This window comes from Ruegeria sp. HKCCD6428 (genome assembly GCF_013110595.1).
Classification (GTDB): Bacteria; Pseudomonadota; Alphaproteobacteria; order Rhodobacterales; family Rhodobacteraceae; genus Ruegeria.
Window position 1 is genome coordinate 617,119 of the sequence record NZ_WVQX01000001.1, and the last position, 13,908, is coordinate 631,026.

Annotated in this window: 13 protein-coding genes; 3 read left to right on the forward strand and 10 right to left on the reverse strand. The window is 57.8% G+C overall.

The genetic code is table 11. The annotated features are described in order from the left end of the window. Nucleotides 1-10: 10 nt before the first annotated feature. The 7 genes from pstA to GS620_RS03070 all read right to left on the reverse strand — a co-directional run bounded on the left by pstA (nt 11) and on the right by GS620_RS03070 (nt 7,277). A complete protein-coding gene (gene pstA / locus GS620_RS03040) occupies nt 11-1,342 on the reverse strand; it encodes a phosphate ABC transporter permease PstA (protein ID WP_171614005.1) in 1,332 nt (443 codons plus the stop codon). Beyond that, nucleotides 1,339-2,811 (reverse strand): phosphate ABC transporter permease subunit PstC, encoded by a 1,473-nt coding sequence (gene pstC / locus GS620_RS03045; protein WP_171328407.1) that lies wholly within the window; start codon nt 2,809-2,811, stop codon nt 1,339-1,341. The genes pstA and pstC overlap by 4 nt, the downstream gene beginning before the upstream one ends. A gap of 92 nt (nt 2,812-2,903) precedes the next feature. Beyond that, the gene (locus tag GS620_RS03050) at nt 2,904-3,944 is read right to left on the reverse strand and encodes a substrate-binding domain-containing protein (RefSeq protein WP_171168163.1); all 1,041 of its coding nucleotides are present in this window, start codon (nt 3,942-3,944) and stop codon (nt 2,904-2,906) included. A gap of 194 nt (nt 3,945-4,138) precedes the next feature. Beyond that, a complete protein-coding gene (locus tag GS620_RS03055; protein ID WP_171168162.1) occupies nt 4,139-5,179 on the reverse strand; it encodes a cell wall metabolism sensor histidine kinase WalK in 1,041 nt (346 codons plus the stop codon). A 27-nt stretch (nt 5,180-5,206) separates the two neighbouring features. Then, nucleotides 5,207-5,731 carry a gamma carbonic anhydrase family protein gene (locus tag GS620_RS03060; protein ID WP_171614007.1) on the reverse strand — a complete coding sequence of 175 codons (525 nt, stop codon included), beginning with the start codon at nt 5,729-5,731 and terminating at the stop codon, nt 5,207-5,209. Further along, nucleotides 5,728-6,369, reverse strand: a complete 642-nt coding sequence (gmk, locus tag GS620_RS03065) for a guanylate kinase (protein ID WP_171614009.1) — start codon at nt 6,367-6,369, stop codon at nt 5,728-5,730. Before gmk ends, GS620_RS03060 begins: the two co-directional genes overlap by 4 nt. Nucleotides 6,370-6,386: 17 nt before the next feature. Beyond that, a complete protein-coding gene (locus tag GS620_RS03070) occupies nt 6,387-7,277 on the reverse strand; it encodes a YicC/YloC family endoribonuclease (RefSeq protein ID WP_171168683.1) in 891 nt (296 codons plus the stop codon). Between the two features lie 245 nt (nt 7,278-7,522). Here GS620_RS03070 and GS620_RS03075 point away from each other — a divergent pair, with 245 nt between their 5' ends. Then, entirely contained in the window at nt 7,523-8,197 is a 675-nt protein-coding gene (locus tag GS620_RS03075) for a PAS domain-containing protein (RefSeq protein WP_171168158.1), read from the forward strand. A gap of 68 nt (nt 8,198-8,265) precedes the next feature. On the opposite strand, the gene GS620_RS03080 is transcribed toward GS620_RS03075, so the two are convergent. Continuing rightward, nucleotides 8,266-9,636: a class II 3-deoxy-7-phosphoheptulonate synthase gene (locus GS620_RS03080; RefSeq protein WP_171614011.1), complete on the reverse strand. Its 1,371-nt coding sequence runs from the start codon at nt 9,634-9,636 to the stop codon at nt 8,266-8,268. A 169-nt stretch (nt 9,637-9,805) separates the two neighbouring features. Here GS620_RS03080 and GS620_RS03085 point away from each other — a divergent pair, with 169 nt between their 5' ends. Beyond that, nucleotides 9,806-10,810: a GlxA family transcriptional regulator gene (locus tag GS620_RS03085; RefSeq protein ID WP_171168156.1), complete on the forward strand. Its 1,005-nt coding sequence runs from the start codon at nt 9,806-9,808 to the stop codon at nt 10,808-10,810. Nucleotides 10,811-10,819: 9 nt separating this feature from the next. On the opposite strand, the gene GS620_RS03090 is transcribed toward GS620_RS03085, so the two are convergent. Together GS620_RS03090 and GS620_RS03095 are read right to left on the reverse strand one after the other, a co-directional pair. Beyond that, complete coding sequence (locus GS620_RS03090) at nt 10,820-11,347, reverse strand: GNAT family N-acetyltransferase (RefSeq protein ID WP_171115904.1); 528 nt, start codon at nt 11,345-11,347, stop codon at nt 10,820-10,822. Nucleotides 11,348-11,443: 96 nt separating this feature from the next. Then, nucleotides 11,444-12,541: a PQQ-dependent sugar dehydrogenase gene (locus tag GS620_RS03095; RefSeq protein ID WP_171168154.1), complete on the reverse strand. Its 1,098-nt coding sequence runs from the start codon at nt 12,539-12,541 to the stop codon at nt 11,444-11,446. 153 nt (nt 12,542-12,694) lie between these two features. On the opposite strand from GS620_RS03095, the gene GS620_RS03100 reads away from it, so the two are divergent. Continuing rightward, nucleotides 12,695-13,876, forward strand: coding sequence for an ABC transporter substrate-binding protein (locus tag GS620_RS03100; RefSeq protein ID WP_171614013.1), 1,182 nt, complete (start codon nt 12,695-12,697; stop codon nt 13,874-13,876). Nucleotides 13,877-13,908: the final 32 nt, after the last annotated feature.

Genomic DNA, 13,908 nt, shown 5'->3' on the forward strand with positions numbered 1-13,908 from the left:
CAGCCCCCATTTACCAGCGGCGTTCAAAGCGGCGGCGCAAGATGATTGCGATGATATTCATGGTCAGCAGGAACATCAAAAGTATGATGATCCCACCCCACGCCTTCTCGTAAAAGCCAACGTCAGCACGTGCGGCCCATGTATAGATCTGGGCGGGCATGGCTGAATTCGGCTCGGTAAAGCCTGCAAGAAAGCCGTCGGGATATCCGCGTGCGACAAACCCCACCATGCCGATCAGCAAAAGAGGTGCGGTTTCACCCAAGGCTTGCGCCAGACCGATGATGGTACCTGTCAGAATGCCCGGCGCAGCCAGCGGCAGCACGTGGTGAAACACCGCCTGCATTTTCGACGCCCCTACCCCAAGCGCCGCGTCGCGTATCGACGGAGGCACGGCCTTCAAAGACGCGCGGGTCGAGATGATGATCGTCGGAAGCGTCATCAGGGTCAGAACCAGACCGCCGACCAGCGGTGCCGATTGCGGCAAGTGCATGAACTGAATGAAAACGGCCAGGCCCAGAATACCGAAGACGATGGACGGAACCGCGGCCAGGTTCGAAATGTTCACCTCGATCAGGTCAGTCAGCTTGTTTTGCGGCGCAAACTCCTCGAGATAGATCGAAGCTGCAACGCCAATCGGCAGAGACAGACACAGAACGACCAGCATCATGAAGAACGATCCCACAACCGAGACACCGATGCCTGCGCCGCCGGGGTTGTCCACGCCTGCGTCCGCGCCGGTGATGAAGGGCCAGTTGAATGCCTGCCTGATGATGCCGGCCTGTTCCAGCGCATCGACCAGATCCAGATCGCTTTTTTGCAGAAACCGGCTGTCCTGTATCGTGTCGCGGGATACGCGGCCTTTGAAATACCCGTCCACCCGGCTGGATGCCGCCAGATCGAAATGGACCGGCTCACCCAGCTTGTCGGGGTTTTCGGTGTAAAAGGTCCGGATCGTCCCGCCGACTTTACCCAAAAGACGCTCGATCGCGGCCTCATCAAAATCAACGCTGATCCCGCGTTCAGCAAGTTCACTGTTCAACTGAGCGACGAACAGGCTGGAATAGACTTTTGTCTTGAACAGGGCCCCTTCGGCCTCGTCCCGCTGCGGTTCGGTCAGTGTGAAATCAATGCTGACGACCGTGCGCTGGAAGGCCGGAATCCCCTGCGACAGGATCGAAGCGAACAGAACAACCAGAAAGAACAGACCGGTTGCGATTGCGGCGATGCCATAAGCACGGAACCGTTTCTCGGCTTTGGCACGTTTCTTCGTGCGTTCATCCGAAGCCGTGAGCGAGATCGTATGGCGACCGGATTGGGGGCTTTGCATACTGGTGTCGGTCATTCGTACTGCTCCCGGTACTTGCGCACGATATACAGGGCACACACGTTGAGCCCCAAGGTGAGAATGAAAAGGGTCATGCCAAGTGCGAAGGCGACCAGCGCCTCGGGCGAGGCAAAGTCGGCGTCCCCCGTCAACTGGCTGACGATCTTGGCTGTCACAGTTGTCATGGCTTCGAACGGGTTCAGGCTGAGGCGGGCCGCAGCCCCTGCCCCAAGAACCACGATCATGGTCTCGCCGATGGCGCGCGATGCCGCCAGAAGGATCGCGCCGACGATACCGGGCAACGCGGCGGGCAGAACGACCTGACGGATGGTTTCGGATTGCGTGGCGCCAAGACCGTAGGAACCGTCGCGCATGGCCTGCGGCACCGCGTTGATAATGTCGTCAGACAGTGATGAGACAAACGGGATCAACATGATCCCCATCACCAGACCCGCAGTCATGACGGCGGTTCCGGCTTTCATCCAGCCCAGGCCACTTTCACCAAAAACATCCAACAGCAGCGGGCCAACGGTCAACAAAGCGAAGAGACCGTAAACGATGGTCGGAATCCCGGCCAGCACCTCAAGCAGCGGCTTGGCGACAGACCGCAAACGGGGCGAAGCGTATTCGCTGAGATAGATCGCGGCGAACAACCCGATCGGCACTGCGACCAGCAACGCCACGACAGAGATGTAGAGCGTCCCCCACAGCAGCGGCAAGATCCCAAGTTCGGACAACCCGCCGCGGCCCGAAAAGCTGGGCGCCCAGGTCATACCGAAAAAGAAATCTGACGCCGGGTATAGTTTGAAGAACTCCCAGGTGTTGAACACAAGAGACAGGACAATGCCCACCGTTGTGAGGATTGCAACCGACGCGGCCGCCAGAAGTAAGACACGAACCCCCTGTTCCACAACGTTGCGCGCACGGTATTCGGCGTTGGTTTGCAACCAGCCCGCTACGGCACCGATCAAGGCAACCGCGATAACGGCAATGGACATGATCGCATACCCGGTCGAGCTCATGGCGCGATAGCTCTGCGCAGCGCGCAGTACCGGTTGAGTGATGTCCGAGGTCACCACCTGCCCCGCATCCTTCAAAAGCTGTGTGATCTCGCCGATATTTGCATCGGCATCACTGGCGGCGTTCTCGGTCAGGGTTCCAAGCGCAACCGCATTGTCCAGCCCGGCGGCCGTGCGGCGTACTTCGGCCATCACCAGGCTGCGAGAGGAACCTTCCTTTATCACGGAGTCCGGTATCATGTCCGACACCTGCGCATTGAGAAAGAAAGGCTGCGCCAACAGCCACACGATCAAGAGACCGAAGGCCGGAACAAGTGTCTTCAGCGCAACGTTTGCGCCGTAAAATGATGGCAGGGAATGCAGATTCCGACTGTCACCATCTGCGTTTTGCAGTGCGCGTGTGCGTCCCAACAGATAGCCGACAGCCGCGATCGCCGAAACGATCAGAAAGAGCCAAAGTATCGGCATGACACCCCCATTGCCTTCTATTGCGAGTAGTAAAAAGACAGTGAAGGGGCGACTGATCCGTCGCCCCTATTTGCATTAGAACGGTGTCAGGCTCAGCTGCCCGAACCCATGGTGACTTCGTTGGCGATCGCGTCCTGAGTTTTTGCCAGTTCGGGATCGGCGACAAGGCCATAGTTGGCAAGCGGGCCCGAGGGACCGGCGATTTCGTCATGGGTGAAGAACTGCGCGTATTCCTTCAGGCCCGGGATCACGCCGATATGAGCTTTCTTCACGTAGAAGAACAGCGGGCGAGAAACCGGATATTCGCCGGTCGAGATGGTTTCGGTCGACGGCGCGACACCCGACATGGTGGCAACCTTCAACTTGTCGGTGTTGTTCTCGTAGAACGCCAGACCAAACACGCCGATACCGTTGGGGTTGGTGTCGATACGCGCCAGGGTTTCGGTGTAGTCACCGTCGATATCAACCGATTTGCCATCGGTGCGAACCGCCAGACAGGCATCTTCAGCGTCGTCTTCGCTCATGCCGCCCGCGATCATGGCTTCCATGGCGCCGGTTTCTTCACAACCGATCAGCAGAACTTTTTCTTCGAACACTTCGCGGGTGCCGTGCTTGGTGCCCGGGATGAAGCTTGCGATTTCAACATCGGGCAGTTCTGGGTTGAACTCGGCCCAGGTGTTGTACGGGTTGTCAACGATCTCGCCGTCTTTCAGAACTTTTGCACCCAGAGCGTTGAAAATGTCGGACGGTTCGAACGCGGTGAAGGCAGGCCCGGTCTGCTGGCTAGCGAATACGATGCCGTCATAACCGATGCGGATTTCCATGATGTCGGTCACGCCGTTTTCGGCACAGGCTTTGATCTCTTTTTCACGGATCGCGCGCGACGCGTTTGCAACGTCGATGGTGTTTTCGCCGACGCCTTCGCAGAAACGCTTCAGACCAGCCGACGAACCGCCGGATTCAACAACCGGAGTTGGAAAGTCTGTGTTTTCACCGAACAGTTCGGCTACGATCGAGGCATAAGGCAGAACGGTCGACGAACCGGCGATCTGAACATTGTCACGCGCCGCAGCAGTGGTCGCCGAGACGGCAGCGATAGCCAGCGCAGATGCCGACAGTTTTACAAAGGACATTTCAGTCTCCCTGAAAAGGTGTACTTGATCACCACCATGATGATCCTGCGGGGACCCCTATGGGGCGTGCGTAAGCCTTTTGTGACACATGCGTAACGGTTTTATGACAGCAGGGCATTTTTTTGCGTTTGACCCCTGGAACAGCCAATGCCCCGTGGGGTCAGATTAAAAGCAAACTTGCATTCCAAGTTGTTTCAACGGGGCAAAATGACCGTAAAAACAGAACCTTTTCCCAATTCGCTTTCGACACGAAGTCTTCCACGATGGCGATTGACGATGTGCTTCACGATCGCAAGGCCAAGCCCGGTTCCACCCAGCTGCCGCGACCTGTGGCTGTCGGCGCGATAGAATCGCTCTGTCAGGCGCGGCAGGTGAACGGCATCTATGCCGGGCCCTTTGTCTATGAACTGGATTCGGACAGCCGGGCCGCGCATCGCCGGATCCCTGTCCGCCGGCAGGACACGTACCGTAACACTACCGCCACTGGCGCCATACTTGATCCCGTTCTCGATAAGATTGGTGAAAACCTGCCGCAACTGGTCGCCGTCACCGGTGACTGAAAGCGGGCCGTTTTTCACATCCAGCGACAAAACCACGCCAGCATCCTCCGCAAGGGGCCGCAGCGAGTTTATCGTGGATTGAAGAAGACCGGTAAGTTCCAGCTGTTGCCTGGGTCGCACACGTTCTTCGCTTTCGACCCGGTTCAACGACAACAGATCCCCGACCAGACGGTTCATCCGGTTGGCCTCGTCGGCCATGATCTTGAGGAACCGGTCACGCGCGGCGGGGTCATCCCGGGCCGGACCGCGCAGGGTTTCGATAAACCCCATCAAGGCAGTCAACGGCGTGCGCAATTCATGGCTGACATTGGCCACGAAGTCCCTCCGCATCTGGCTGGCGTGCTCCAGATGGGTGGTATCCTGAAACGTGACCATGACGGCCCCTTCGGAAGCGACCCCGTTCATGTATCTGCATTCAACTGTGTATGTTGTGTCCTGCGCACCGTCATTTGACAGATGACGTGCTTTCTTTGCGCTTCTGCTTGTCAGGCTTTGCTCAATCGCGTCCAGAACCTGTGGCTGTCGCAATATGGTCGCAAAATGACGTCCAACAATGTTCTGGCCCAGAAGGGACGTTGCATCTGTGTTCGCGGCAATGATCCGTTCGGTCTGATCCACCATCAGCGCCGGCAGCGGGATCGCAAGAACAATGTCCTCAAGAACGTCTTCGGTCATGCGTCAAAACCCACTCATTCCGTGGCGTCAAAGCGCAGGTTTCAGGGTTTCGCGGAATTTGCGCATGTTTTCCTGATAGTGCAGCGCACTGAACGTGATCCTTTGCGCCGCGGCCTCATCCAGCTGGCGCACGACCTTGCCCGGCGATCCCATGACAAGCGAATTGTCGGGGATTTCCTTGCCCTCGGTGATCAGGGCCCCTGCTCCGATCAGACAGTTCCGGCCGATCTTTGCCCCGTTCAGGACGATTGCGCACATTCCGACCAACGTGTTTTCGCCTATGGTGCAGCCATGCAGCATCACCTTGTGGCCGATGGTGCAATTTCGGCCAATCGTCAGGGGAAAACCGGCATCGATATGCATCACGCAGTTTTCCTGAACGTTGCTGCCCTCGCCGATCCGGATTTCTTCGTGATCCGCGCGAATCGTACAGCCGAACCAGACCGAGGCCCCCTGCTCCAGCACAACCTTGCCAATCAGATTGGCATCCGGCGCGACCCAGGTGTCCTCGTGAATGTGCGGAGCTTGCTCTCCCAAAGCATATATGGTCATGACAGTCCCTCGAATTCTCTCTGCAACTTGCGGACGTGCTGTTGCAACCTGGGTTGCTGAATGCGGCGCATCCGTTCCGCGCTGACGATGGTTTTCAGCTTTTCTTCGGTTGCCTCGAGGTCGTCGTTGATCAGGACGTAGTCGTAATAGCCCCAGTGGCTGATTTCATCCCAGCTTTTGAGCATTCGACGAGCGATGACGTCATCACTGTCCTGCCCGCGTGTTTCCAGCCGGCGGCGCAGCTCGGGGATGGACGGCGGCAGAATGAAGATCGACAACGCGTGTTTGCCCAGATCCGAGTTTCGGATCTGCACTTCACCCTGCCAGTCGACGTCGAACAATACGTCCTTACCGGCATTGATCGAATTTTTGACCGGCTCGGCAGGCGAACCATAGAAGTTTCCGAATACATGGGCGTGTTCCAGCATCTGCCCATCAGCGACCTGCTGTTTGAACTCGTCCTCGGACAGGAAGAAATACTCGCGCCCATGCTCTTCCCCGAGGCGCGGGGCACGGGTCGTCGCCGAGATCGAGAATTCCAGATCCGTATCCCAGGCCATCAGCCGTCTGGCCAGGGTCGATTTGCCCGCTCCGGACGGAGAAGACAGGATGATTAGTAGGCCTCGGCGGTCCGCCATGTCAGTCGTTCCCATTCTTATTCCACATTCTGCACTTGCTCGCGCATCTGATCGATCACCGCTTTCAGTTCCAGCCCGACCGATGTCAGGTCCGAGCTTTGCGCCTTGGAACACAGCGTGTTGGCTTCGCGATTGAACTCTTGCATCAGGAAATCCAGCTTGCGGCCCACGGCCCCGTCCTGTGCCAACAACTCACGAGCGGCCGCCGCATGCGCGGTCAGGCGGTCGATTTCTTCGGTGATATCCGCCTTGACCGCGATCATCGCAAGCTCTTGCGCGACACGATCGGGATCCGCGCCCTGCGTATTCTCCAGCACCCGCGCGAGATTCTCGCGCAGCCCCTCGGTCATCTTGTCCTTGCGTTGCTCGGCAATCTCTGCGGCCTGCGCCGTCAGCTCCGCGACCTGATCCAGTTGCGTGTTCAAGACAGCGGCCAAAGCTGCCCCTTCGGCTTTGCGCATATCTATGAACGCCGCCAGAAGATCTTTGAATTCGGACGTTAGATGAGCAACAAGCGGAGCCGGATCGTCGGCCTCGGTTCCTGCATCCATCATCCCCTTGAGCGCCAAAAGATCTGACGCACGCGACGGCGCAAGCGTGATGCCGCGCGCAGCTGCCCGCGCTTCAGTTCGCTCAAGAGCCGTCAGGGCCGCAGCCATCGCGGTTTCGTTCAAGGCCAGTTCCGGGGGAGAATCCTCGCGGTTCAAGCGCATCGACAGGGTCACGTTTCCCCGGCTCAGGGATTTGGACAGGGACGCCCGCAACGCGACTTCGAGGCCGGTCAACCAGTCGGGCACGCGCAGACGCATGTCCAGCCCCTTGCCATTTACGCTGCGAAGTTCCCACGACCAACTGTGCGGGCCGAAAGTTCCCTTCCCCGAGGCAAACCCGGTCATGGATCTGATCATGATGGCCCTTTCCTGTTCCCCTGCTGTTTCGAGCATGTGCCGCACCTAATGCCATTGACTGGTGCAGAGCAAGAGTTTGCTGACGACGCAATTGTTTGGCGCAAGTTAACCATTCGTTAAAGAATTGCTCCAAAATTGAATTAACCCGAGTCAAAATGCCTATAGCAATGGTTTGCGGGCCGCAGATGCTTCCAATGTGTTGCATTTTATGAAAAAGGCGGCCAATTGACGGTAGGGTAATGAAAATGAAAACCTTTTTCGGGATAGGTTCCGGGTCAGAATTTGGAAAGATCGTCGCAATGGATCGCTTTGACAGTGGGCGCAGCCTATCGCCGATCCGCCAGGCCGAGGCGTATTGGACCGCATTGTTGAGCGGCGACAGCGTGCCGATGCGGTCTCAAATCGACCCGCGCGGTCTTGAGAATGTTCTTGAATACACTTTCATCCTGGAACGCATCGCACCCGGCCTGGCCCGTTTTCGTCTGGCAGGCAGCCATCTGAACGCGCTTGCAGGTATGGAAGTGCGGGGAATGCCGTTGACCGCGTTCTTTCAACCCGATGCCCGCGCGCAGACCAAGGATGTACTGGAGCAGGTGTTTGCGTCCCCGGCTGTTGCCGAATTGAGTCTGAACTCGGGCGGGGTGTTGGGACGTACCCGGATGCAGGCCCGGATGATCCTTCTGCCGCTGAAAAGTGACCTTGGGGATGTCAGTCGTGTTTTGGGGGTCATGATCGCCGATGGCGCAATCGGCAAGACACCGCGCCGGTTTTCACTGACCGATACGCGGATCAAACCGGTTTCTGAAATTCAGGTGCCCGCGCCCACACAGCGCCGCCCTGTGGACGGTTTTGCCGAGGAACAACGCGAATTCAAACGCTCTGCCAGCCATCTTCATCTGGTGGTGTCTCGCGACGACTGAGACCTGCCGATTGCTGTGATCAGAAACAGCGGGCCGATGGCCCGCTGTTGTCATTGTTACAGATGCGCTCAGCTTACCGCGCGTTTCGATCCGTTGCGGCGCAGGTTGGTCAGCTCTTCCGCCACCAGGAACGCAAGTTCCAGCGACTGCGACGCGTTCAAGCGCGGATCGCAAGCGGTGTGGTAGCGGTCCGACAGGTCCTCTTCAGTCACGGCACGTACACCGCCGGTGCATTCGGTCACATCCAGCCCGGTCATTTCGAAATGCACGCCACCGGGGATGGTTCCCTCGGCCTGATGCACTCCGAAAAAGTCACGCACCTCGCGCAGAACAGAATCGAACGGGCGGGTTTTATAGCCCGTGGCCGATTTGATCGTATTTCCGTGCATCGGGTCGCAGACCCAAGTGACCTTGGCGCCCTCTTCCTTGACCGCCTTGATCAGACGCGGCAGATGCTCGCCCGCCTTGCCCGCACCGAAGCGCGCGATCAGGGTCAGACGCCCCTCTTCATTGTCAGGGTTCAGCTTGGACATCAGAAATTTGAGGTCCTCGGCCGTGGTGGTCGGGCCGCATTTCAGACCGATCGGATTCAGAACCCCGCGGCAGAACTCGACATGCGCGCCGTCGGGCTGACGGGTGCGGTCGCCGATCCAGATCATGTGACCAGAGCCAGCCAGCCAGTTGCCCGAGGTGGAATCCAGACGCGTCAGTGCCTCTTCGTATTCAAGCAGCAGCCCTTCGTGGCTGGTGTAGAATTCGACGGTCGAGAATTCATGGGTTGTTTCCGCAGTGATTCCAGCGGCTTCCATGAAGTCGATGGTGTCCTGAATGCGATCGGCAACCTCGGAATATTTCTGAACGTCCTGTTCATCCGCGAAACCCAAAGTCCAGGCATGCACGCGGCTCATATCCGCGAAGCCGCCGGTCGAGAACGCACGCAGCAGGTTCAGCGTCGCCGCCGCTTGCGTGTAGGCCTGCAACATCTTGTTGGGATTCGGAATCCGGGCTTCGGGCGTGAAGGCCAATTCGTTGATGATGTCGCCGCGGTAGCTTGGCAGTTCCACACCATTAACGACTTCGGTCGGGGCACTGCGTGGTTTGGCAAATTGCCCGGCCATACGACCGACTTTGACCACTGGCACCTTGGCGCCATAAGTCAAAACCATCGCCATTTGCAGCATCACCTTGAAGGTGTCACGGATCGCATCAGCGCTGAATTGTTCAAAGCTTTCAGCGCAATCCCCGCCTTGCAGTAGGAAGGCCTCGCCGCGCCCGGCGGCACCCAGATGCTGTTTGAGACGCCGCGCCTCGCCGGCGAAGACCAGCGGGGGATACTTTGAAAGCTGAGCCTCGACCTTGGCCAGCGCGGCCGCGTCGGTATAATCTGGCATCTGAACCCGGGGCTTGTTGCGCCAGTTCGATTTTTGCCATTCGGTCATAGCTTTGATCTCCGCTGAAGTTTTCAGGTGGTCTCTATACAAAATGCAATGAAGAGTGACCATATCCCATTTGCGCCTCTTGACGACGTAAACAAGCTTTGATCATGGTGGCTGTCAAATCTGCTGCTGGATAATCAACTGACCAGCAGCGAAGCAAGGACATCTCGCCATGCAAGAGCAACGCCAAGTTGTCACGGTGGAAGACACTGCGGCCCCACCCCGGAATTTCGTGTTTGTCCTTTTGGACAAATTCTCGCTTCTGTCCTTTGCTTCGGCGCTTGACAGTCTGCGCATCGCCAACCGCATGGCGAACAGACAGCTTTACACCTGGAAGCTGATGGGAGAAGGCGGAGAGACGGTAACCTGCTCGGCCGGGACCGAGTTCAAGCTTGACAGTGATCTGGTAGAGCTGCAGCGAGACGACGTTGTTCTGATTTGCGGTGGCGTGGACGTTCAGGCGGCCACCAGCAAGCGCGTGCTGAACTGGCTGCGGCGCGAAGCCCGAAGGGGATTGCGGATCGGCGGCCTCTGCACTGCGGCCTATACTCTGGCAAAGGCCGGGTTGTTGGACAACAAGAAGGCAACGATCCATTGGGAGAACTCTGACAGTTTCATCGAGGAATTCGATGAGGTCGAACTGACCAAAGCCGTCTTTCAGATCGATGGCAGCCGCATGACGACTGCGGGCGGCACCTCGTCGATTGACCTGATGCTCAAGCTGATTGCAGATGACTATGGCGAGGATCTGGCCAACGCGGTGGCGGATCAGATGATCTATTCCTCGATTCGAACCGACCAGGACACGCAGCGCCTGTCAACTCCGACCCGAATCGGTGTGCGGCATCCGAAGTTGAGCCAGGTTATCCTGATGATGGAGAAAAACATCGAAGAGCCGATCTCGCCCTCGATCCTTGCCAAGGACGTGGGTATGTCAACCCGCCAGCTGGAGCGTCTGTTCCGCCGGTATCTCAGCCGTTCCCCCAAGCGCTATTACATGGAACTGCGCCTGCACAAGGCCCGCAACCTGCTGATGCAGACAGACATGAGCGTCATCAACGTGGCGCTGGCCTGTGGTTTCGCCTCGCCCAGCCATTTCTCGAAATGCTACCGGGCGCATTACAACACCACGCCCTATCGCGAGCGTGGTGCGCAAAGTGGAAGACTGTCAGTCTAAGGCTCAGCGTCAAAGCTCTTTGACGAAATAGTGCAAGTACGGTCGGAGCATGGGCTGATCTTTGTAGGTTGTTGTCTCGATCGGAGAGTCCAGTTCCACAAACCCGAGCTTGGGATACAAAGACCTCATTTCCACATTTGGGGTGAGTGTATCTGCGATTAACCGCTTCAGCCCCATAGCTCTGGCGGCTTGTTCTCGTGCTTGAATCAATGCGCGCCCGACTCCGGTACCCCGAGCGTCTTCGGTTACAAATACACGTTTCAACTCGCCGGTAGACTGATCAAACCGTTTCATCATTCCACACCCCACGATTTTGCCACCTCGGTTTCTTGCGACGATTAGGCATCCGTTCGGAGGCATGTAGTCATCCGTGTTCGCCCAGAATTCCTCAAGTGCGCTTTGCGGTGCGGAAGGATCCAATTCGAACCCCATACCCTGCATTCTTTGAGCGATAAGAGCATAATATTGCTCCAAAATAATATTCAGCTCGGTTCTTGGCGGGATACTTGTGCACAATTCAATGTCGAAATCACTCATTGATATCCCCTTAACCGTGTAACCTGTTGGACAGAGTGACTGCGACGATGGAAACGCGCAAACGGAATTGTAAAGTCTGCTGGCATGCCTTGTATGTCACTGTTTGACAGACATCCTGTAAACCGCGCCCTGCCCGACTGAAATGAACCAGATCGCCCCATCCGGGGCCTGCACGATGTCGCGGACTCGTTCGGTCTCGGGGCCCTTGATCTGCTCGACCTCGCGCAGCGGATCTCCAGACAGCCGCGCGATATAGTCGAATTTCAGCGAGCCTACGAAAATGTCGCCCCGCCATTCAGGAAACATATCGCCGGAATAAACCATCAACCCCGACGGCGCGATCGACGGGTCCCAGTACAGGCGCGGCTGTTCCATACCGGGCTTGCTGGTGCCCTCGCCGATCTTCTCTCCGGAATAATGCGTGCCGTACGAGATGACCGGCCAGCCGAAATTGGCGCCGGGTTTGACAAGGTTCACCTCGTCACCGCCGCGCGCACCGTGTTCAGACACCCACAATCGGCCGCGCGCATCCAGATCGGCCCCCTGTGGGTTGCGGTGCCCATAGGTCCAGATTTCAGGTCGGATATCTGCCTTCCCGATGAAAGGATTGTCCGACGGCACCGAGCCGTCGCGGTTGATACGGATCACGGACCCTATGGCGTTCGAGCGATCTTGCGCCTGTGGCGCATCTCCTCGGTCTCCGATGGTTACAAAAAGCGTGCCGTCATTGGCTTCTACAACGCGCGAGCCGAAATGCCGCCCGCCTGATCCGCCGGGGGAAGCCTCGAAAATGACCCGCAGATTCGTCAGGCGCGTGCCGTTCTTAGACAGGCGCGCGACGGTGACAGCCGTGCCTGCGCCACCTTTTTGCGGTTTTGAAAAGGTCAGAAAGACCTCGCGGCTTTGATTGAAATCGCGCGGGATCGTGATGTCCAGCAATCCGCCCTGCCCCGAAGCTGCAACCTTGGGAACGCCGGATATGGCTTTCGCCTCTCCGTCCTTAACATACAGCAGGTTTCCGTCCCGTTCGGTGACAAGAAAACTGCCGTCAGGCAGGATGCCTACGGCCCAGGGCGTATCCAGCCCGCCTGCCATTTCGACAAGTTCAATATTCCCGACCGAGGTCGACAACGCCTGTGCCAAGGCGCTTTGAGTGCAAAAAGTGAAGAACAGAATCGCGGCAGCTCTGAGCATGTTGACCCCTCTCCGGACAATCTTGGGCAAACCCTAACAAAACAGATAGATTTCCGATCGATAAAGGCACGATTGCGTTAGGACTTTTCTTTTCCGGGCAGCTTGCCTAGGTTCGTGGCCAGAACGAATACGTTCACAATAGGGAGTAACCATATGAAAAAGCTGCTTACAGCAACTGCAGCATCCGCTTTGCTGGCCGGTCCTGCGCTGGCCGAAGACATTACGCTTGGTGTTTTGTTCGGTTTCACCGGCCCAATTGAATCGCTGGCACCCGCAATGGGTTCGGGCGCTGAATTGGCGATGGCGGAAGTCACCGAATCCGGAAAACTGCTGGATGGATCCAAAGTGACCACATCGCGCGCCGACACCGGCTGCATTGATAACGGTCTGGCCACTTCGAACGGCGAACGCATGATTGCCGACGGTGTTGCCGGCATCATAGGCGGCGATTGCTCGGGCGTGACCGGTGCGATCCTTCAGAACGTCGCGATTCCGAATGGCATGGTCATGATCTCACCCTCGGCGACCTCGCCGGGCCTGTCGACCATGGAAGACAACGGCCTGTTCTTCCGCACCGCGCCTTCAGATGCGCGCGAAGGCCAGGTGATGGCGGATATCCTGAAGGATCGCGGCATCAACTCGATCGCTCTGACCTATACCAACAACGACTACGGCAAGGGTCTGGCGGACGCGATCCAAACCTCTTTCGAGGCAGCAGGTGGTGAAGTGACCATCGTTGCAGCGCACGAGGATGGCAAGGCCGACTATTCGGCCGAAGTTGGTGCTCTGGCCTCGGCCGGTGGCGACATTCTGGTTGTTGCGGGCTATCTGGATCAGGGCGGTTTGGGCATCATCCAGTCGGCGCTGGACAGCGGTGCGTTTGACACCTTTGGCCTGCCCGGCGGCATGATCGGTGACTCGCTGCCGGCCAATGTCGGCCCCGACCTGAACGGTTCGTTCGGTCAGATCGCCGGTTCGGGCGGTGAAGGCGCCGAAAAGTATTTCGCCATGGCCGAGGCAGCAGGCTTCGACGGTTCGTCGCCCTATTCGCCCGAATCCTATGACGCTGCGGCTCTGTTCATGCTGGCCATGCAGGCTGCCGGATCGACCAATCCGGCCGACTATGGCGGCAAGATCATGGACGTTGCCAACGCTCCGGGCGAAAAGATCTATCCCGGCGAACTGGCCAAGGGTCTGGAATTGCTGGCAAACGGTCAGGACATCGACTATGTCGGTGCGTCCGGTGTCGAGCTGATCGGCCCCGGCGAAAGCGCGGGGTCCTATCGTGAGATCGAAGTGACCGACGGTGAAAACAAGACCGTCAACTTCCGTTGATTGATCGCCAAAAGCTATGAATGCAAGCAGCC

What these genes read in the sequence shown, in the direction of transcription:
- pstA (WP_171614005.1), bottom strand. Translation starts at nt 1,342, where the DNA reads ATGACCGACACCAGTATGCAAAGCCCCCAATCCGGTCGCCATACGATC.
- pstC (WP_171328407.1), bottom strand. Translation starts at nt 2,811, where the DNA reads ATGCCGATACTTTGGCTCTTTCTGATCGTTTCGGCGATCGCGGCTGTC.
- GS620_RS03050 (WP_171168163.1), bottom strand. Translation starts at nt 3,944, where the DNA reads ATGTCCTTTGTAAAACTGTCGGCATCTGCGCTGGCTATCGCTGCCGTC.
- GS620_RS03055 (WP_171168162.1), bottom strand. Translation starts at nt 5,179, where the DNA reads ATGACCGAAGACGTTCTTGAGGACATTGTTCTTGCGATCCCGCTGCCG.
- GS620_RS03060 (WP_171614007.1), bottom strand. Translation starts at nt 5,731, where the DNA reads ATGACCATATATGCTTTGGGAGAGCAAGCTCCGCACATTCACGAGGAC.
- gmk (WP_171614009.1), bottom strand. Translation starts at nt 6,369, where the DNA reads ATGGCGGACCGCCGAGGCCTACTAATCATCCTGTCTTCTCCGTCCGGA.
- GS620_RS03070 (WP_171168683.1), bottom strand. Translation starts at nt 7,277, where the DNA reads ATGATCAGATCCATGACCGGGTTTGCCTCGGGGAAGGGAACTTTCGGC.
- GS620_RS03075 (WP_171168158.1), top strand. Translation starts at nt 7,523, where the DNA reads ATGAAAACCTTTTTCGGGATAGGTTCCGGGTCAGAATTTGGAAAGATC.
- GS620_RS03080 (WP_171614011.1), bottom strand. Translation starts at nt 9,636, where the DNA reads ATGACCGAATGGCAAAAATCGAACTGGCGCAACAAGCCCCGGGTTCAG.
- GS620_RS03085 (WP_171168156.1), top strand. Translation starts at nt 9,806, where the DNA reads ATGCAAGAGCAACGCCAAGTTGTCACGGTGGAAGACACTGCGGCCCCA.
- GS620_RS03090 (WP_171115904.1), bottom strand. Translation starts at nt 11,347, where the DNA reads ATGAGTGATTTCGACATTGAATTGTGCACAAGTATCCCGCCAAGAACC.
- GS620_RS03095 (WP_171168154.1), bottom strand. Translation starts at nt 12,541, where the DNA reads ATGCTCAGAGCTGCCGCGATTCTGTTCTTCACTTTTTGCACTCAAAGC.
- GS620_RS03100 (WP_171614013.1), top strand. Translation starts at nt 12,695, where the DNA reads ATGAAAAAGCTGCTTACAGCAACTGCAGCATCCGCTTTGCTGGCCGGT.